The sequence below is a fragment of the Actinoplanes italicus genome, assembly GCF_003001815.1.
In the GTDB taxonomy this organism is placed as follows: domain Bacteria; phylum Actinomycetota; class Actinomycetes; order Mycobacteriales; family Micromonosporaceae; genus Actinoplanes; species Actinoplanes italicus.
Genome location: NZ_PVMZ01000006.1, coordinates 231,460 through 249,700 on the forward strand (window position 1 = coordinate 231,460; position 18,241 = coordinate 249,700).

Annotated in this window: 17 protein-coding genes; 10 read left to right on the forward strand and 7 right to left on the reverse strand. The window is 71.6% G+C overall.

What is annotated here, in order from left to right; all coding sequences use genetic code 11:
• Positions 1-308 precede the first annotated feature (308 nt).
• Together CLV67_RS17240 and CLV67_RS17245 are read left to right on the forward strand one after the other, a co-directional pair.
• The gene (locus tag CLV67_RS17240; protein WP_106319480.1) at positions 309-1,019 is read left to right on the forward strand and encodes an ACT domain-containing protein; all 711 of its coding nucleotides are present in this window, start codon (positions 309-311) and stop codon (positions 1,017-1,019) included.
• Between the two features lie 88 nt (positions 1,020-1,107).
• Positions 1,108-2,148 carry a GNAT family N-acetyltransferase gene (locus CLV67_RS17245; protein ID WP_106319482.1) on the forward strand — a complete coding sequence of 347 codons (1,041 nt, stop codon included), beginning with the start codon at positions 1,108-1,110 and terminating at the stop codon, positions 2,146-2,148.
• A gap of 79 nt (positions 2,149-2,227) precedes the next feature.
• Here CLV67_RS17245 and bsaP read toward each other — a convergent pair whose 3' ends face one another.
• Together bsaP and bioB are read right to left on the reverse strand one after the other, a co-directional pair.
• Positions 2,228-2,395 (reverse strand): biotin synthase auxiliary protein BsaP, encoded by a 168-nt coding sequence (gene bsaP, locus CLV67_RS54940; RefSeq protein WP_444978859.1) that lies wholly within the window; start codon positions 2,393-2,395, stop codon positions 2,228-2,230.
• Entirely contained in the window at positions 2,395-3,390 is a 996-nt protein-coding gene (gene bioB / locus CLV67_RS17250) for a biotin synthase BioB (protein WP_106319484.1), read from the reverse strand. Before bioB ends, bsaP begins: the two co-directional genes overlap by 1 nt.
• A gap of 85 nt (positions 3,391-3,475) precedes the next feature.
• On the opposite strand from bioB, the gene CLV67_RS17255 reads away from it, so the two are divergent.
• From CLV67_RS17255 to CLV67_RS17270, 4 genes are all read left to right on the forward strand, one after another.
• Complete coding sequence (locus CLV67_RS17255) at positions 3,476-4,594, forward strand: 8-amino-7-oxononanoate synthase (protein ID WP_106319486.1); 1,119 nt, start codon at positions 3,476-3,478, stop codon at positions 4,592-4,594.
• Positions 4,595-4,968: 374 nt separating this feature from the next.
• A complete protein-coding gene (bioD, locus tag CLV67_RS17260) occupies positions 4,969-5,676 on the forward strand; it encodes a dethiobiotin synthase (RefSeq protein WP_106319861.1) in 708 nt (235 codons plus the stop codon).
• Between the two features lie 94 nt (positions 5,677-5,770).
• On the forward strand, positions 5,771-6,526 hold the full coding sequence (locus CLV67_RS17265; RefSeq protein WP_106319488.1) for an ROK family protein: 756 nt from the start codon (positions 5,771-5,773) through the stop codon (positions 6,524-6,526).
• Positions 6,523-7,251 (forward strand): HAD family hydrolase, encoded by a 729-nt coding sequence (locus CLV67_RS17270; RefSeq protein ID WP_106319490.1) that lies wholly within the window; start codon positions 6,523-6,525, stop codon positions 7,249-7,251. The genes CLV67_RS17265 and CLV67_RS17270 overlap by 4 nt, the downstream gene beginning before the upstream one ends.
• 11 nt (positions 7,252-7,262) lie before the next feature.
• On the opposite strand, the gene CLV67_RS17275 is transcribed toward CLV67_RS17270, so the two are convergent.
• Both CLV67_RS17275 and CLV67_RS17280 read right to left on the reverse strand, forming a co-directional pair.
• Entirely contained in the window at positions 7,263-8,021 is a 759-nt protein-coding gene (locus CLV67_RS17275) for a hypothetical protein (RefSeq protein ID WP_239165949.1), read from the reverse strand.
• A 26-nt stretch (positions 8,022-8,047) separates the two neighbouring features.
• Positions 8,048-8,689 (reverse strand): class I SAM-dependent methyltransferase, encoded by a 642-nt coding sequence (locus CLV67_RS17280; RefSeq protein ID WP_373873114.1) that lies wholly within the window; start codon positions 8,687-8,689, stop codon positions 8,048-8,050.
• A 74-nt stretch (positions 8,690-8,763) separates the two neighbouring features.
• Between CLV67_RS17280 and CLV67_RS17285 the strand changes: the two genes are divergently transcribed.
• Positions 8,764-11,793: a putative bifunctional diguanylate cyclase/phosphodiesterase gene (locus CLV67_RS17285; protein WP_106319492.1), complete on the forward strand. Its 3,030-nt coding sequence runs from the start codon at positions 8,764-8,766 to the stop codon at positions 11,791-11,793.
• 100 nt (positions 11,794-11,893) lie between these two features.
• Here the strand turns inward: CLV67_RS17285 and CLV67_RS17290 are convergent, their stop codons facing one another.
• The 3 genes from CLV67_RS17290 to CLV67_RS17300 form a co-directional block, all read right to left on the reverse strand.
• Positions 11,894-12,970 (reverse strand): NAD-dependent epimerase/dehydratase family protein, encoded by a 1,077-nt coding sequence (locus CLV67_RS17290; protein ID WP_106319494.1) that lies wholly within the window; start codon positions 12,968-12,970, stop codon positions 11,894-11,896.
• 261 nt (positions 12,971-13,231) lie between these two features.
• The gene (locus tag CLV67_RS17295) at positions 13,232-13,987 is read right to left on the reverse strand and encodes an SDR family NAD(P)-dependent oxidoreductase (protein ID WP_106319496.1); all 756 of its coding nucleotides are present in this window, start codon (positions 13,985-13,987) and stop codon (positions 13,232-13,234) included.
• A 77-nt stretch (positions 13,988-14,064) separates the two neighbouring features.
• Positions 14,065-14,412, reverse strand: a complete 348-nt coding sequence (locus CLV67_RS17300; RefSeq protein WP_106319498.1) for a histone-like nucleoid-structuring protein Lsr2 — start codon at positions 14,410-14,412, stop codon at positions 14,065-14,067.
• 1,474 nt (positions 14,413-15,886) lie between these two features.
• On the opposite strand from CLV67_RS17300, the gene CLV67_RS17305 reads away from it, so the two are divergent.
• The 3 genes from CLV67_RS17305 to CLV67_RS17315 all read left to right on the forward strand — a co-directional run bounded on the left by CLV67_RS17305 (position 15,887) and on the right by CLV67_RS17315 (position 17,667).
• A complete protein-coding gene (locus CLV67_RS17305) occupies positions 15,887-16,438 on the forward strand; it encodes a hypothetical protein (protein ID WP_106319500.1) in 552 nt (183 codons plus the stop codon).
• An 81-nt stretch (positions 16,439-16,519) separates the two neighbouring features.
• Positions 16,520-17,293: a HipA family kinase gene (locus tag CLV67_RS17310; protein ID WP_346265171.1), complete on the forward strand. Its 774-nt coding sequence runs from the start codon at positions 16,520-16,522 to the stop codon at positions 17,291-17,293.
• The gene (locus tag CLV67_RS17315) at positions 17,290-17,667 is read left to right on the forward strand and encodes a DUF3037 domain-containing protein (protein WP_307833842.1); all 378 of its coding nucleotides are present in this window, start codon (positions 17,290-17,292) and stop codon (positions 17,665-17,667) included. The genes CLV67_RS17310 and CLV67_RS17315 overlap by 4 nt, the downstream gene beginning before the upstream one ends.
• The last annotated feature ends 574 nt before the right edge of the window (positions 17,668-18,241 follow it).

Here is an 18,241-nt window from a genome sequence, read left to right on the forward strand (position 1 = left end):
GCAGGGCGCCGAACCCGGACCGGCTGTCTCTCACCGCTGTCTCAGGCGCGTCGAGACAGCGGTGTGAGACAGCCGGGTGCTGAATCCCGGATTCTGGGAGCCTGATCCACTCTCCGGGAGTACGACGGTGTCCGACACCCGACCGGCGAACCGCCGCGACCGGCCCGGACTTCTACCCTCAGTGGTGATTCCGGGCATACCGCGACAGCTTGACGGCCGGGACACGGCCGCGCAACGGGTCGGAAACGCCAGGTGGGCAGGGTGTTGAACGGGGACGGCGCGCCGGCCGTCGCGACAGGAGGAGTCACATGTTGCTGCGGGTTCGAGTCACCCTGCCGGACCGCCCCGGCGCTCTGGGGCAGGTCGCGCGCACCCTCGGGGTGGCCGGTGCCGACATCGTCCAGGTCGTCGTGCTGGAGCGCCTCGGCGGCCGCGCGGTCGACGACTTCACCGTCGTGTGGCCCGGCGCCACCCGGGTCGAGCGTCTTCTCGCCGGCCTGGCCGCCATCCCCGGTGTGCAGGTCGACGGCGTGTGGAAGGCGATAGGAGCCCCGGTCAACGGCGGCCACGACGCCGAACTGCTCGCCCAGGTCGCGGCGAACCCCGCCGACGGGCTGGCCACGCTGGTCGACGCGGTTCCCGGACTGCTCGCCGCCGACTGGGCCGCGGCCGCCGTGGTGCCGGCCGACTGGGCCGCCCGCAACGGCTCCGGCGCGGGCACCGGGCCGGGTGTCGTCTACGCGAGCTGGCGTGCCCCGTCCCCGCTGCACCTGCCCGAGGTCACCCCGCTGCGGGCCCGCCCGATGACCGAGCCCGGTGGCGCGCGATTCGCGGTCGCCCCGTTCGGCCGTGCCGGGCTGGTCCTCGTGGTCGCCCGCACCGACGAGGACGACCTGCCGGCCGCCGCCTTCCACATCACCGAGGTGGACCGGGTCGCCCAGCTGGTCCGGGCTGCCGCGGTCATCCTCGGCGACCGGCTGGACTCCGTGGGCACGCCCGCCACCGCCCACCGGGTGTGACCGTACTAACCCCGGTTTTCCCAGCTCAAGCAATACCGGCGCAACATCGGCGGTGCACTCTGGAAGACGGATGAAGGGAGTGCCCCCGATGGCGTTGTGGCGAGTCAGGGCAACGGTCGACGACCGTCCCGGTTACCTCTCGGTGCTGACCGCGAGCCTGGCACTGCGGTCGGTCAACATCCTGGCCGTGCAGGTGCACACCACCGAGGACGGCGCGGTCGACGACTTCCTCGTCGATGCTCCGGACAATCTGACCGAGGCCGATCTGCTGGCCGCGGTGGCCAAGGGCCGCGGACGCGACGCGTTCGTGGCCCGGGCCGAGGCACAGGGGCTGGCCGACCAGCCGACCCGGGCCCTCGCCCTGGCCGGACGTCTGGTGCACGAGCCCGAGTCGCTGGGTGAGGCGCTCGTCACACTGCTCGACGCGACCGAGGTGCGCTGGCGCCCGCAGAGTGGTGAGCTGCCCGGTTTCCACGGCGGGCGGATGACCCTGACCGACCCGGCCGGCGGTTCGCTCGAGGTGCTGCGGGCCCTGCCGGCGTTCACCCCTGCCGAGTTCGCCCGGGCGCAGGCACTGGTCGAGGTCGCCACCGGGGTCCACCGGCGGCACCGCGAACAGGTAGCGCTGCTGCTGCCGGACGGCACCGAGACGGTGCTGCGCGCCGCCGGGCCGGACGACCTGGCCGCGGTCGGCGAGTTCCACGACGAGTGCTCACCGGCGGCGCTGCGCCAGCGCTATCCCGCCGGGGTGCCCGCCGAGGGCCGGCTGCGCCGCCTGCTGGAGCCGGCCGGTGGGGTGACGCTGCTCGCCGTCGCACCCGGTGGCGCCGTGGTGGCGATGGCGACCCTGCTGGCCGAGGGAGACCTGGGCGAGGTCCGGGTCCTGGTGGCAGACGACTGGCAGCGCCGCGGCCTGGGCACTGCCCTGCTGCGGCGACTGCGGGCGCACGCCACGCGATCGGGTGTGGCCGCGGTGGTGGCGCACATCGGCGCCGGCAACGTGGCGATGCTGCGCACCCTGCGCCGGGTCGGCTCGGGCCCGATCGAACGCGACGGTGCGATGGTGACCGTCACGCTGCGCACGGCCGGCCCGCGGGTCGGCGACGAGGCTCCTCGCATCGCGGGGTGAGAGGGGTGGCGGCGGGCTCCGGTTCGGACCCGCCGTCACCCAGGGGTCACCGCGCGACACACCCGGCTCGCCGGAGTGGTCAGCCCCGCAGCTCGCCGTGCTCCACACAGGTCGCCGTCCAGCCGGTGGGGACGACCTGCACCTTCATCCGGCGGCGGCAGTGCGTGCAGTACCGCGGTGGTTCCAGCGCGCGGGCAGCCGAACACGCCTGGTGGGAACCCGGCTCTCCGCAGCGATCGCAGTACATCAGAACGTCGCCGACAGGGACTTGACCGGCATCTTCAGGTCCTTGAGCAGCTCGAGGTCGTCGCTTGCCGGACGGCCCAGCGTGGTCAGGTAGTTGCCGACGATCATCGCGTTGATGCCACCGAGCATGCCGTCACGGGTACCCAGGTCACCCAGCGTGATCTCGCGCCCGCCGGCGTACCGCAGGATGGTTCTCGGCATGGCCAGCCGGAAGGCCGCGATCGCACGCAACGCGTCGCGACCCTCCACCACCGGACGGTCCGAGAACGGGGTGCCGGGCCGCGGTGTGAGGAAGTTCAGCGGGACCTCGTGCGGGTCGAGTTCGGCCAGCTGGGCGGCGAACTCGGCGCGTTGCTCGAGGGTCTCGCCCATGCCGAGGATGCCGCCGCAGCAGACCTCCATGCCGGAGTCGCGCACCATCTTCAGCGTGCCCCAGCGCTCCTCCCACGAATGGGTGGTCACCACGTTGGGGAAGTGGGAGCGGCAGGTCTCGAGGTTGTGGTTGTAGCGGTGCACACCCATCTCGACCAGCTCGTCGACCTGCTCCTGGGTGAGCATGCCGAGGCTGGCCGCGACCTGGATGTCGACCGCCTCCCTGATCGCCTTGACGCCCTCGCGCATCTGATCCATCAGGCGCTTGTCCGGCCCGCGGACGGCGGCGACGATGCAGAACTCGGTCGCCCCGGTGGCCGCGGTCTGCCTCGCGGCCTCCACGAGGGAGGGAATGTCGAGCCAGACCGCCCGGACGGGGGATGCGAAAAGACCCGACTGCGAGCAGAAATGACAGTCCTCGGGACAGCCACCGGTCTTCAGCGAGACGATCCCCTCGACCTCGACCTCCGGGCCGCACCACTTCATCCGCACGTCGTGGGCGAGCTGGAGCAGCTCCGGCAGATCCTCGTCGGGGAGGCGGAGGACCTCCAGGATGTCCGTCTCGTCGAGACCGGCACCGTCGTCGAGCACCCGGGCCCGCGCCCGGTCGAGGATCTCTGGCATGGCCCGTACCCTACAGAGTTCCCAGCACGGTAGGACTGTCGGAGCTGGGTGATAGTTTGCCAGTCTCGTGATCAATGGGGGTGTCTTGGCGGACTGGTTGGAGGCGCTCGACCGCCTGGCCCACGAGCGGGCCAAGGCGGGGCTCACCCGTCAGTTGCGGCCACGGGCGGCCGGCGACACCGTCGTCGACCTCGCCGGAAACGACTACCTCGGCCTCTCCGGACATCCCCGGGTGATCGACGCGGCACGGCAGGCCCTGGAGACGTACGGCCTCGGCGCCACCGGTTCCCGGCTGGTCCGCGGCTCGACCGACGCGCACGCCGCCCTCGAGGACTCCCTGGCCGGCTGGCTCGGTCTCGACGCGGCCCTGGTCTTCTCCTCGGGATACCTCGCCAACCTGGCCGTCGTCCGGGCCCTCTCCGCGGTCTGCGACCTGGTGGTGTCCGACGCGTACAACCACGCCTCCCTGATCGACGGATGCAGGATCTCCGGCCTGCCGGTCCGGGTGGCGCCGCACAACGACCCCGCCGCCGTCGCCGCCGTCCTCGACGCGCACCCCGGCCGGGCCGCCGTCGTCACCGAGTCGGTGTTCTCCGTCGACGGCGACCTCGCCCCACTCGCCGAGCTGTATCGGGTCACGTCGTCCCGGGGCGCCCTGCTGATCGTCGACGACGCACACGCGCTCGGCCTGCTCGGCGACGCGGGCGCCGGCGGGGTCGCGGCCGCCGGCCTGGCCGGTGCGCCGGACGTGATCGTCACGGCGACGCTGTCCAAATCGCTCGGTGGCGCCGGCGGTGTGGTGGCCGGGCCCGCGGCGCTGGTCCGGCACCTGGTCGACACGGGGCGCAGCTTCATCTACGACACCGCTCCCCCACCGGCCGTGGTCGCCGGGGTCCTCGCCGCCGTCGAGGTGGCCCGGGCCGCCGACGACCGGCGGGCCGTGCTGTTCCGGCGGGGCGCACACCTGGCCGCCACGCTGCACCGTCCCGTCCCGGCGGCCGGGGTGCTCTCGGTGCCGGCACCGGGGCCGGAGGCCGCCGTGGCCTGGGCCGCCGACTGCCGGGACCGCGGGGTCGCGGTCGGCTGCTTCCGGCCACCGTCGACACCGGACGGCAGCTCGCGCCTGCGACTGACCGTGAACGCGGGCGTCCCCGAGGAGGCTTTCGCCCGGGCCTTGCAAGTGATCCTGGAGTGCGCACCATGACCCCCGACCCCCCACGACACCTTTCGGCGGTTCCGCCGCTGCCCCGCTCCGGCGGACACGGGTTGCCCGACCTGCCGGCCCGCCCGGCGCCGGTGACCGGACCCGACCCGCTGCAGGCCCACGGCGGAGGGCACATACCGCCGGCGGCCGAGACGCTGCCACCCTCTGACCCGCCGCCCACGTCATCGCCCTCTCGCCCGGAACCCGAAGCCGAGCAGACGGAGGAGCCCGAAGCCGAGCAGACGGAGGAGCCCGCAGCCGAGCAGGCAGAGGAGCCCGAGCCGGTGACGGAAGCCCCGCCGGTGACGGCGTCGGAGGCCGAACCGCCCGCGGAAGCCCGGGCCGAGCCCGCGCCGAGTGACGAATGGCACGGGATCGTCCTGGTCACCGGCACCGACACCGAGGTCGGCAAGACCATCGCGACAGCCGCCATGGCCGCCGCCGCCCAGGCCGCCGGCCTCCGCGTCGCCGTGATCAAACCCGGTCAGACCGGCATCGCGACCGGCGCGCCCACCGACGCCGACGTGGTGACCCGTCTGGCCGGTCCCGAGACCGTCCGCACCCTCGCCGAGTACCCCGAGCCCCTGGCCCCGCTGGCCGCCGCCAAGGTCGCCGGCCTGCCCGCGCTCGACCTGTTCGACGTGGTCGACGCGATCCGGGCCGAAGCCGGCAAGCACGACCTTGTCCTGGTCGAGGGCGCCGGCGGCCTGCTGGTGCCGATGGGCCTGCGGCCGTCCGGCGAGTCGTGGACCTTCGCCGACCTGGCGACCACGCTCGGCTCCGGCACGATCGTGGTGGCCCGTGCCGGACTGGGCACGCTCAACCACACGGCGCTCACCCTGGAGGCGCTGGAGCGGCGCGGTGTGACGGCCAAGGTGATCCTCGGCGCCTGGCCGGCCGAGCCCGAGCTGGTCCACTGGGCGAACCTCGGCGAGCTGGTCCCGCATCTGGTCGGGGCACTGCCGGCGGGTGCCGGGTCGATGGATCCGGGCGTCTTCCGGCGATCGGCTCCGGGCTGGCTGACACCGGCGCTGCACGGTGTGCTGGACAACTGGCGCGTCTGGGCGGAGGAGGCGGGATGACGGTCCCCGATGGGGGATCGGCGTCGCGGGCGGGGTAACGGGACACCCGACACAATTGCAGTCCGGGGAGGTGATCCGCGTGCAGACTGGCCGAGTGGCTTTCACCCTGACGATCGACTGTGGCGGTGGCGGGATCAAGGGTTCGGTCCTTGACGAGGCCGGGACGATGCGGGCCCAGCCGATCCGGGTGCCGACGCCCTACCCGCTTCCGCCGGACCTGTTCGTGAAGACGCTCGTCACGCTCGGCGAGCAGCTGCCGTCCGCGGACCGGGTGACCGTCGGCATGCCCGGGATGATCCGGCACGGCGTGGTGGTGGCGACCCCGCACTACGTGACCCGGTCCGGCCCGCGTACGAAGGTCGATCCCGAGTTGGTCGAGGCCTGGCACGGGTTCGACGCGCGGACCGCTCTGGCCGAGGCGTTCGGGCTGCCGACGCTGGTGCTCAACGACGCCGAGGTGCACGGTGCCGGAGTGGTCGCCGGCACCGGCTGCGAGCTGGTCCTCACTCTGGGGACCGGGCTGGGCTGCGCGCTGTTCGACGGCGGCGAACTGGCTCCGCACCTGGAGATGTCACAGGCGCCGATCCGGTGGGGCACGTCCTACGACACGTACATCGGTGAGCACGAGCGCCGCCGGCTCGGCGACGCCCTCTGGTCGCGCCGGGTCCGCAACGTGGTCGACGGGCTGCGGCCGGTCTTCCTCTGGGACCGGGTCTACCTGGGCGGCGGCAACTCCCGGCTGATCACCCCGACGCAGCTGGCCCGGATGGGCGACGACGTGGTGGTGGTCCCGAACACGGCGGGCATCGTCGGCGGGGTCCGCGCCTGGACGCTGGGTCACCGGTCATGATCGGCCGACCCGCCGCCGTCCTGCTCGACTTCGGTGGTGTGCTCGCCGACGCGCCGTACCGTGCCGAGCGCCCCGACCTGGTCCTGCGCCTCTACAACCTCACCGACCGGGCGCTCTCCCCCGGCCGGATCCAGCAGTCGCTGATCGACGGCGGCGCCGCCTACGCCCGCTGGCGCGACGAGGACTGGCCCGACGAGCTGCCGCAGCCCGAGGTCTGGGAACGCTTCGTGATCCACGACTGGCCACCGCTCGCCCAGGCCAGAGTGCGCGGCGCGGTCACCCGGCTCAGTTACGACTGGGCCTGGCGGGAGGGCTGGGCGCTGCGGCCCGGCATCGCCGGGTTCCTCACCACATGCGCCGGGCGGGGCATCCCGCTCGCGGTGGTCAGCAACACCCTCAGCGGCGCGGCGCACCGTGACTTCCTGGCCAAGGCCGGCGTCGGGCGCCTGTTCGCGGCACAGATCTACAGCGACGAGGCCGGGGTCCGCAAACCCAACCCGCAGATGATCTGGAACGCCACCGACGCGCTCGGCGTCTCCCCGGCGGACTGCTGGTTCGTGGGCGACAGCAAACGCCGCGACATCGCGTGTGCCCGGCGTGCCGACATCGGCACCGCCATCCTGATGCCGTCCGGCCGTAAGGACTCCGGCGGCACGCAACCCGAGGCCGATGCGGTGGTCGCCGACGGCCACGAACTTCAAGACCTTCTCTCCGGTACGCCCTGAGCGTCCCGTTCTCAGCGGGGCGGGCTCGTGTAGAGCCCGGTCCGGCAGCCCATCTCGCCCGGTTCGAGCCAGATCCGGTCGAACCCGACGTCCTTCGTCCTGCCGTCCGGTGTCCGGATCACCACGACGCAGTCACGCTCGGCGGCGATGCCCACGGCCGCCACCAGAACGCCCTCGACGACGGCGGTGTCGATGCCGGTCCCTGCCGGGAACGCGGCCCGGACCGCGTCCGCCAGCGTCTCCGGTGTAGCGGTCTTCAGCACCTCGGCGAGCCGATCACGCGCATCGGGCGGCAGCGACGGCGGAGGCGACGGTGAGGGCGCGGCCGGAGCGGTGCCCTCCGGGCAGTCGACGACCTTGTGGGTGGTGTAGCGGTACATCTTGAGGGTGAACCGATAGCAGGCCGCCGGTGTGACCGCCGGGTCGGGCGAGGGCAGCTCGAACCGGACGTCCACGGTCGCCTCCTCGTCCGAGGAGACCCGCCCGGACCAGGCCACCGGCGTCAGGCGGATCGAGTCGTCGAGTGATGGGGCGGGCATCTCGGCCGGGATCTCGGTGGCGGCGATGTGCTCGGCTGTGCGGCTGCGCTCCCGATAACCGAGGTCCTTGCCGAGTTCCTCCGCCATGGACTCGGTCGCGCGCCGCGCCGAGGACGTGCCGTCGGCGGACTCGGTCGCCCGGGTCAGGACACTCACCGCCACCGCGATCACCGCGCCGACCATGACCAGACTGCCGACCAGCCACACGACGAACGCCCGTATTCCGCGCACGCCGGAACTCTATCGGTGCCGGTCAATCAGGCCGCGGTGACCTGCCAGACCGTGGTGCGGCGGATCGGCATGTTCTCCAGCTCCTCCACCACCGGGACGTCGTAGACCGCCCGCTGGATCAGCCCCTCCGGCAGGTAGGCGCGGCCCGGGTCACCCACCAGGACCAGCGAGCCCCGGCCCGCGGCCCGCCGCAGGAACGGCAGCACACGCCCGGCCATCTCCCGGCTGTAGAAGACGTCCCCGGCCAGGACCACGCCGTACCGGTCGTCGGAGTCCAGCAGGTCGGCCTCGACGGTCTCCACCCGTACGCCGTTGGCCTCGGCGTTGGCCCGCGCCGCCGCCAGCGACAACGGGTCGATGTCGTTCGCCGTGACCGGTTGCGCCCCGGCCCGCGCCGCGGCCACCGCCACCAGGCCGGAGCCGGTCGCCAGGTCGAGGACGCTGCGGTCGGCCACCAGGTCGGGATCGTCGAGGACGTGGCGGGCCAGGGCCTGCCCACCGGCCCAGGCGAAGGCCCAGAACGGCGGCGGCTGCGGGGTCCCGGACTCCTCGGTCGCCTCCCACAGGGCGATCGGGTCGCCGGCCTGGAAGAGCGAGACCTCGGGCACGAACGGGACCGGCGCCAGAGCGGTGTGGGCGCGGAGGAACTCCAGAAGCACGCCTGCGATTGTGCCGTTTCCGCTCAGGTGCGCGGTCACCGGGCCGATCAGTCCGACAAGGGTCTACGTCGGGAGGAGCACCGATGCCGACACGGTGGCCCGCCACCATCTTCGGAGCCTGGATGGTGGTGCTCGCCGTGGCCTTCGGGCTGCAGCCGGACCTCCAGGGGCTGTTGCGCCTGGTCGCCGGCATCTCGGCGGCGCTGGCGCTCTCCTTCGGCATCCGCCGCAGCCGCCCTGACGACGTCAAGCCGTGGTGGGTGCTGGCCGGGGCGGTGCTCCTGTCAGCCGTCGGCGGCGCTCTCGCCACAGCACCGGCGTTCATCGCGAACTGGCTGACCTGGCTGGAGTCGGCCGGGGTCGCGCTGCTGCTCGTCGCGTACGCCGCCCTGGCCGTCGCCCTGGCCGGTTTCGTGGATCGCCGCACCAGCTCGTCGCGGGACCGGGCCGGTCTGCTGGACGCGCTCACCGTCACGTCCGGGGTGGCGCTGCTGATCTGGACGTTCGTGGTCGGTCCGCGGCTGGAGGGCTCGGCCGCCACCGGCTGGACCGAGATCGCCATGCCGGTCGCCGACCTGCTCTGCCTGGGTCTGCTGGTCCGGCTCGCGACCATGCCGGGCCGCCTGGTGGCACCCGGTTACATGCTCGGGGCCGGGGTGGTGGCGCTGCTCGCCGCCGACGTGGGCCGGGCGTCCGGTTTCGGGCATCTGGCCCTCTACACGGCGGCGGGGCTCGCCGCGCTGATCCCGTCGATGGCCGAGTTGACCCGTCCGGCCGAGACACCGCCGGCCGAGACCAGTCACGCCCGGCTCGCGCTGCTCGGGGTGGCGGCCATGGTCGCGCCGACCGTGCTGCTGGTGAAGATGTTCCGCGACGGCCAGTTCGCCGGTCTCACCGTGGTCGCCGCGCTCAGCACCCTGATGGTGGCGCTGGTCCTGGCCCGGATGGCCGGGATCATGGCGAGTCACCGGCAGGCGATGTCCCGGGAGCGGGCGTTGCGCGAGGCGTCGGCGGCACTGGTCTCGGCGGCCGACAGCGAGGCGGTGGGCCTGGCCGTACGCACCGCGGTCGCCCAGCTCATCCCGGGTGACGTGCCACACGGCGTGGTCCTGGCGATCGCGATCGCCCAGTCCGAGCCGCAGTCGCCGGAGGCGGCCGCGCAGGCCGCCGTGGACCGGGCCACCGGCACCGCGGCCCGGCTCGTCACCACCCGTGACGTGGACTGGGCGGTGGCGGTACGCCTGACCCAGTTCACCAGGACGCTGCGCTGCCCCATGGTGCTCAAGGACCGGCCGGGCGGCGACCCGCTCGTCGGCGTTCTGCACGTGGGCGCGCCGACCTGGGCGCTGCTGGAGCTGCAGCGGTCGGTGGAGGTGCTGGCCGCGCAGGTGGCGCTGGCCCTGGAACGGATCGCGCTGGGGCACGAGGTGGCGCGGCGCAACAGCGAGACGTACTTCCGGACGCTGATCCAGAACACCGCCGACGTGATCACCATCCTCGACGACGAGGACCGGATCCGGTACGCCAGCCCGTCCGCGGTCGGGGTGTTCGGCGGCGACCCGACCGGCGCCCTGCTACCCGAGGTGATCCACCCCGGCGAACGGGACCGGCTCGGCGACGTCCTGGCCGCGGTCCGCGGCGGTCATCAGCTGGAGCAGCAGCTCGACTTCCGGGCGCGCGGCAACCGGCGTACCGAAGTCCTGCTCGAATTGCACTGCCGGGACCTGCGGGCGGAACCGACCGTGGCCGGGCTCGTCATCACCATGCGGGATGTCACCGAGCAGCGCCGCCTGCAGAACGAGCTGACCCACCAGGCGTTCCACGACGCGATGACCGGCCTGGCGAACCGGGTGCTGTTCAACGACCGCCTGCGGCACGCGGTGTCCCGCAGCACCCGGGACGGTTCGGTGATCGGCGTCCTCTTCATCGACCTGGACGACTTCAAGATGGTGAACGACACTCTCGGGCACGCGGTCGGCGACCAGCTGCTGATCGAGGTGGCGCACCGGATCGCCGGGGCGCTGCGGGCCGACGACACGGCGGCCCGGCTCGGCGGCGACGAGTTCGCGGCCCTGGTGGAGAATGTCAACGACCCGGGCGCGGTCGAGGAGACCGCCAACCGGATCTTCGCGGCCCTCGCCCAGCCGGTGATGACCGACGCCAAGCCGCTGTACGCGATGGCCAGCATCGGCATCACCACGACGCCCGAGGGCAACGACGCCGACGAGCTGCTGCGGCAGGCCGACCTGGCGCTGTACGTGGCCAAGGGCGCCGGCAAGAACCAGTGGCGGCGCTACCAGGCGCACCTGCACAACGAGATGGTGGAGCGGCTGGAGCTGCGGTCGGCGCTCGACCACGCGGTCAACGAGGGCCACTTCCTGCTGCACTACCAGCCGATCGTGGACCTGCCGTCGGGCATGGCGGTCGGGTTCGAGGCGCTGGTCCGCTGGCACCACCCGAAGCGCGGCGTGATCACGCCGGACCAGTTCATCGAGGTCGCCGAGGAGAGCGGGCTGGTCCTGCCGATGGGCCGCTGGGTGCTGGAGGAGGCATTGCGCACGGTCGCCGAGTGGCGCCGCATCCTGCCGGACGGTCACACGCCGTACGTCAGCGTCAACGTGTCGGTCAAGCAGTTCCGGGAGAGCGGCTTCGTCGAGCAGGTGCGGACCGCGCTCGCACACACCGGGGTGCCGCCGCAGTCACTGATGCTCGAGATCACCGAGACGCTGCTGGCCAAGGACGACGAGCGTATGTGGACCGACCTGAGTGTGCTGCGGGAGATGGGCATCCGGATCGCGATCGACGACTTCGGCACCGGGTACTCGTCGCTCGGCTACCTGCGGCAGCGACCGATCGACGTCATCAAGATCGACAAGACGTTCATCGACGACATGGTCACCGGGCAGCAGCCGCTCGCACTGGTCAGCGGCATCGTCAGCCTGGCACAGTCGCTGGGCCTGGTCGTCATCGCCGAGGGCATCGAGGATCCCGGTCACCGCGAGGTTCTGGTGCGCCTCGGGTGCCCGCTCGGGCAGGGCTTCCTGTTCTCGAGTCCGCTCGGCCCGACCGAGGTGCTGGCCTGGCTGCGGAGCACCCAGTCGATCGCCGTCTGACCCGTCTGGCGCGTTTCGAGGGGCAGGTCAGCGTGCTCGGGTGGTGCGTCGCGGGACGTGTGGGTTGCGGTTGGGCACCGCGACGTGCGTACAAAATAGGTCAATAGGGGTTTCCGGTGCCGGGAAGCCGGCCGCGCAGCAGACCACCCAACCGTCCGGGCAGGCCGGGGTCGTCCGCCAGAGGCGGGCTTTCGGTGCCGGCCTCGCCGGCGATCCCGGCGACAAGCTCACGCAGGGCGCTCACCGCATCGGTCCGCGGACGCCAGCCGAGGGCGGCGGCCGCCCGGTCGCAACTCATCAAGGGCGCCTTCAGCGCCAGCCGCACCCACCCCCGATCCACCGGCTGCAGCCGCAACTGCCAGGTCAGCGCGGCGGCTCCCTCCAACAACAAACCAGGCACCCGCAGTCGTACGCCGTGAAACGCGCGCCCCACGATGTCGGCGTCGAGCACCGGCCCGGCCGCGAGATTGAAGGCACCCCGCACGTCGGCGCGGAGCACGCGCAGAAAGGCGTCGGCGACATCGTCCGCGTGCACCGCCTGCATCCGCAGCCCCGGATGACTCGGGACGATCGGGATCCGCCCGAAGCGCAGCAGGTTCGCGGGCAGCAGCGGTCCGGCGAAGTAGCGGGCGATCTCGGCGCCGGCGTCCCGCTGGAAGATCAGCCCCGGCCGCAACCGGACGATCCGCAACGTCGGATGGTCCGACTCGATCTCGTCGAGCATGCGTTCCACCAGCGCCTTGTGGCGGCTGTACGACGACTCGGCGACGCCGGTGCGCAGCCAGGTCTCGCGGACGAACGCCCGTTTCGGGCCGGGCGCGTAGACGCCGACCGACGAGGCATGCACGAGGGCCGGGACGCCGGCCGCGATCGCGGCCCGGAAAACGGTCCGGCTGCCGAGCACGTTCGTCCGGTACAGGCGGCGCTGGTCGTGGCTGGGCTGGATCTGCCAGGCGAGGTTCACCACCGCGTCCGCGCCGGTGAAGAGCTCGGTCAGCCGTACGCCCGCTTCGTCGGTCCCGATGTCGATCGAGTGCCAGTCGACATCCGCGTACGGACCGGTCGGCGGCGGCCGGCGACGGCTGACACCGGAGAGTTCGAGGTCGGGCTCCTCGTGGAGACGCCGCAGCAGGGCCGTGCCGGCGTTGCCGCTGGCGCCCACGATCACTACACGCATGGGTGATGCGGTACCCCCGGGCGCCCGCTTGAACCGTTGCGGCCCGCACTACCCGTCCCACCGAACGGAAGTACGTCGAGCCGGAGCCGTTTCATTCCTGCGGGCGGGAAATCATCCGCCCGCGCCACTTTCCTGTGTGCGGGCCATGAATGACCGTGGCAATCTGGAATTATCTCGCGCCGCATTGCGGTACGTTCTTCGGGCCCACCGGCCGTTCTTTACACCGCTCCGGCCGTTCCGCCGGGTGAACCGGCCGTTCTCTCAGGCCGCCGGGTCGTTCTTTGTGCCCTTTCGGGCCGCGCGGCCCGCGTAGAGCCGGTCGGGCACGAACGGCAGCGCATTGGCCAGCAGGATCGCCGCGCGATACTTCCCCGGAACGACGATCCGCCGGCGCGGCCGGTTCAGTGCCCGTTCCACCGCCGCCGCCACGATTTCCGGGCCGGGCAGGCCGGAACGGTGCGCGGTCAGGTCGGTCGCGATGTATCCGGGCTCGACGAGAGTGACGCCGATGCCCGTACCGGCCAGTTCCCGGCGCACCGAGTCATTGATGCCGCGAAGGCCGAACTTGGTCGCGGAGTAGACGCCGCCGATACCGATCTCACCGGCCACCGAACCGATGTTCACGATCGAACCGGACCCCTGAGCCCGCATGATCGGAACGATGGCCCGCATCAGCCGGATCGGCGCCAGGAGATTTACCTCGACCGCCGCCCGGACCTCGTCCTCACCGGCCAGAACGGACGCGTCACAGCCGACACCCGCGTTGTTGATCAGGGCATCGATCCGCCCGTCGACCGTCATAGCCCGCTCGACCAGCGCGTTCACGGCATCGGGATCGGTGACGTCGGCGGGCGCCACGAGCGCCGTGCCGCCCGTCTCCACGATCCGGGCGGCCACCGACCCCAGCTCGGCGGCCCGGCGCGCGGCCAGCACCACGGTGTCCCCCCGGGCTCCGAGCCGGAGGGCGATCGCCCGGCCGATCCCGCTGGACGCTCCGGTCACGACGACGACGGCCACGGCACTCCCCTTTCGGCGGCAACGCCTTCCGACGGCAAACGGCGCCACCCGATCGGGCGGCGCCGTTGCACGGGCGACTAGCGCTTGCTGTGGTACGCCTCGACGACCTCACTCGGGATGCGGCCACGCTCGGAGACGGTGAAACCGTTCTTGTTGGCCCACTCCCGAATAGCCTGATTCTGGTCGCGGCTGGAACGGCTCGACACCGCCGGAACTGCACGCCGGGCTGGGGTCGGAACGTTACCGTTCCGGCCCAGCCGGGTGGCTGCGGAGAGGAACGGTTCCAATGCTTTACGCAGCTTGCCGGCGTTCTTCTCGGACAGGTCGATCGTGTAGTTGACCCCGTCGAGGCCGAATTCGACGGTGCGGTCCGCTTCGGTACCGTCGAGGTCGTCGGTCAGCACGGTAATTATCTGCTTGGCCATGGTTGTTCGCTCCTACGGCGAGTATTCGGCTGACGTCCGCGCGCACACGCCAGTCCTGCTCGCGAATGCCCGCCGTCACATTCATTCTGTCTTCCACAAGGCAGCCAGTGCAAATTGCCCGTTCTGGCATGTCGCAATTGCCGGGTACCAACCGCCCCAGAACTCTTTTCGTAGCCGTGAATGTGCGGTAACGTCGCAGGTGGGAGCGCTCCCACACCTCCTGGAGGCCAGATGAGCCGCGCCGTCCGAGTCATGACCCTGACCGCCCTGGTGGCGTTCGCGGTAGCCACCGCGATCGTCGCCGCCCAACAGGCCTGACCCCCGGCCGTGCTGACCCCGCAGCGTAGTTGACCTTCCATACCCAACGCCACCACCCGCTGCCCACGATCCCGAGCCGCCTCGTCGCCGATTCTCCGGTGCCGGGGCGGTTCGCCGTTCCACCGCACGGCATCCAGGTCCGGCCCGACGTTGAGAGCCCGGCCCGACGTCAAGGCCCGGCCCGGCGTCAAGGCCCGGCCCGACGTTGAGAGCCCGGCCCGGCGTCAAGGCCCGGCCCGGCGTCAAGGCCCGGCCCGACGTCAAGGCCCGGCCCGACGTTGAGAGCCCGGCCCGGCGTCAACGGCCCGGCCCGGCGTTGAGGGCGACTCCCGCCGCGGCATGCACGCTGAAGCCGACCTCGCCAGGTCGGTCCCTGTCAGCCTCCGGCACGCCGTAGCCCACGTCCGGTGACCGGTTCACAGCTGACCTTCGTCCGCGCCTGTTCCCGGCTCTCACCTCGGGCCCACACCTACGTCGAGAATGCGCGTCTTTCCCTGACCCGGCGAACGTCTCGACCTGGCCTTCCTTTCCCGGCCTCGCCGCCCGCCACCTCCCTCGGAAGAGCGCGACGGCATCACGCCGGTCGCCGGGCGAGTGAGTAACCGCAGCAGCCCTTGACTGGATGATCAACTAGACCGCTTCTGGAGAGCGGGCTGTGGGATATGGCCGCCTCCCGCGCTCGGAAAGGTGCGTCGGCCACATCCCGTCGATCAGATAAGCCCACGAGAGGTCCGCCAACCACCGCCCACAGATCGGAAACATCACCGAGCCCACCGGAAAGGCCCGCCAACCACGGCCCACAGATCGGAAAGATCACCGGAGCCACCGGGAAGGCCCGCCAACCAGCGTCCATCGATCGGAAACATCACCGGAGCCACCGGAGAGCTCCGTCAACCAGCGTCCATCGATCGGAGACGTCGCCGAGCCCGCCTGCGAGCGAGTCAGGCGGGGCACACCGGACTGACGAGCTGCGCCTTCGTGAATCGAGGGGAGACGTTAGGCAGCAGGGCCCGGCACCGAACGCCTGCCGGCTCAGGACAACGAACCGGCCCCTCGATGCGGAAGTTCGCGCTCAGCGCCAACGCGAGCGAGGACGACTGGTCGGCGGCGGTGAAAGGATGTAAGCATGTAATCAAGTAAGTAGAGGGAGGATGACATGCGCGTCCGTTTCGCCCCGCCCGGTGGGCGGGCTGAGCCACCTGCCGCTGACGACGCCGCCGCCTGGATCGCCGGTGCGGTCGCGGATGGCTGGTTCACCGAGCAGCCCGAAGTGGTCATCGACCGAGACGAGATCATCATCTGGGGACGGTTGCCCCGTCCCGAGCTGGGTGACGAAGCCACCGAGGCGGACGACGCGGCCGCCCAGGCAGGGCGGATCGCCCAGTTCCGCGAAGACACCCGCGACGCACGGATCCGCGTCGCACGGCAGGTGGAGCACCGCTACCAGCGCAAGGTCGCCTGGGGCGTCCGGTGCGGCGACGCCTCCGAGCTCTTCACACACCTGTCCGCCCCGGTCATGACCCGTCTCCGTCAGCCCGAACGCCAGGTGCTCGACACTCTCGTCGACGCCGGCGTGGCGCGGTCCCGCTCGGAGGCTCTCGCCTGGTGCGTCAAGCTGGTCGGCCGCCACACCGAGGACTGGCTGACCGAGCTCCGCACCGCCATGACACAGGTCGACGAACTACGCCGCCGAGGCCCGGACGCCTGACAGCCCTCCTCCGCTGCCCAGCCGCAGGCCGAAGGCCGAACGGCTGGGCAGTCCTACCAGCGGCCGGCGAGGAAAGCGGCTATGGGCGGGTGTGGGCCTTGGACCGGCGGAGGCGGCCGTAGGGTGGGCGGCGTGCTTCGTGAGGTCACCGCCATTCGTTATGTCACCCCTCTCCGTGAGGGTGGATCTCTGCCCGGTGTGGTCGAGGCCGACGATCTCGGGACCTATGTGGTCAAGTTCCGCGGGGCGGGGCAGGGCCCGCGTGCTCTGGTCGCCGAGGTGATCGCTGGGGAACTGGCTCGGCGGCTCGGGCTCCCGGTGCCTGAGCTGGCTCGGGTGGAGCTGGATCCCGTGGTGGCCCGGGCCGAGCCGGACGAGGAGGTCCAGGAGCTGATCAAGGCCAGCGCCGGCGGCAACCTCGGAATGGACTTTCTGCCTGGATCGCTCGGCTATGACCCTGTGGCGCACCACATCGAGCCGGGGCTGGCGAGCCGCGTGGTGGTTTTCGACGCGTTCGTGGAGAACGTCGACCGCAGCTGGCGCAATCCCAACCTGCTGATCTGGCACGGTGGGCTATGGCTCATCGACCACGGTGCGACGCTCTATTTCCACCACAACTGGGCTCGCGCCGAACAGGTGGTGCACCGGGCATATAAGTGGGATGACCATGTGCTCAAGCCGTACGCCCATGATCTCGCCGTCGAAGGACCGGCTCTGGCCGAGCGGATCACCCCGGAGCTGCTGGGTGAGGTGATCGCCCTGATTCCCGAGGAGTGGCTCGAGGAGGGCGACCGGGACGCCTACCTGAATCACCTGTCGCGCCGGGCGGCGCGCCCGGAGGCGTGGCTGCCGTGACCACCAGAATGACTCCCTATGAGTACGCGATCATCCAGGCGGTTCCACGGATCGAGCGCGGTGAGTTGATCAATGTCGGGGTGCTGCTCTACAGCCAGCGGCACGACTTCCTGTGCGCCCGGACCCACCTGGACCCCGCACGGCTGCGGGCACTGGACGCCGGCGCCGACGTCGACGCGATCCAGAAGGCGCTGGATGCCTGGGAGATGACTTGCAGGGGCGGCGGAGCCTCTGAACAGATGCGCCTCGGCGAACGATTTCGCTGGCTGGTGGCCCCACGCAGCACGATTCTGCGAGCCGGCCCGGTCCACATGGGCCTGACCGCGGACCCGGCCGTCGAACTGGAGCGGCTCGTCGGCCTGCTGGTCCACTGACCACAGCCTCCTCCACCGGAACGCGCAGGGAAGTCGACTGACCACAGCGTCCTCCACCGGAACGCGCAGGGAAGTCGCAGGAAATCGCGAACAACCGGGGCGACGAAACGGAAGGCAGCGGTAGTCCGGCAAGGCACCGGCGGCAGAAGCGACCAGCGGCTGGCGGCCGGCCGCCGGTCGCGGGCCGGCTGCAGGCCGACCGCTGGGCGACGGGAAGCTGATCGCCGTGTGGCCACAGACCGGCCCCAACCAACCGCATTCCGATCACCGGGCAGTGACAAGGCCCGCCACCAACCAAACCGCAGAGACCACCGCGGCAGTGACAAGGCCCGCCACCAACCAACCGCAGGCCGATCGCCGGGTGGCGGGAGACCGATCGCCAGCTGGTGGCAGCCCACGGATGGTCGACCGACAGATGGCGGTATGGGCGGTGGTACTTGACCGCTTGGCTGGACTTCTTGTGGAGCGGCGCCGGGGATGACGTCGCAGAGGCGGTCGTGGAGCAGAGGCCAAAGGACATCGCCGAGGCGGATTCGGGGTGGATCCCACGGTCTGCCCGAGCGCGAGCTTCGGC

Coding starts and splice junctions, on each gene's coding strand:
- CLV67_RS17240 (WP_106319480.1), top strand. CDS start 309: ATGTTGCTGCGGGTTCGAGTCACCCTGCCGGACCGCCCCGGCGCTCTG.
- CLV67_RS17245 (WP_106319482.1), top strand. CDS start 1,108: ATGGCGTTGTGGCGAGTCAGGGCAACGGTCGACGACCGTCCCGGTTAC.
- bsaP (WP_444978859.1), bottom strand. CDS start 2,395: ATGTACTGCGATCGCTGCGGAGAGCCGGGTTCCCACCAGGCGTGTTCG.
- bioB (WP_106319484.1), bottom strand. CDS start 3,390: ATGCCAGAGATCCTCGACCGGGCGCGGGCCCGGGTGCTCGACGACGGT.
- CLV67_RS17270 (WP_106319490.1), top strand. CDS start 6,523: ATGATCGGCCGACCCGCCGCCGTCCTGCTCGACTTCGGTGGTGTGCTC.
- CLV67_RS17285 (WP_106319492.1), top strand. CDS start 8,764: ATGCCGACACGGTGGCCCGCCACCATCTTCGGAGCCTGGATGGTGGTG.
- CLV67_RS17290 (WP_106319494.1), bottom strand. CDS start 12,970: ATGCGTGTAGTGATCGTGGGCGCCAGCGGCAACGCCGGCACGGCCCTG.
- CLV67_RS17300 (WP_106319498.1), bottom strand. CDS start 14,412: ATGGCCAAGCAGATAATTACCGTGCTGACCGACGACCTCGACGGTACC.
- CLV67_RS17305 (WP_106319500.1), top strand. CDS start 15,887: ATGCGCGTCCGTTTCGCCCCGCCCGGTGGGCGGGCTGAGCCACCTGCC.
- CLV67_RS17310 (WP_346265171.1), top strand. CDS start 16,520: ATGGGCGGGTGTGGGCCTTGGACCGGCGGAGGCGGCCGTAGGGTGGGC.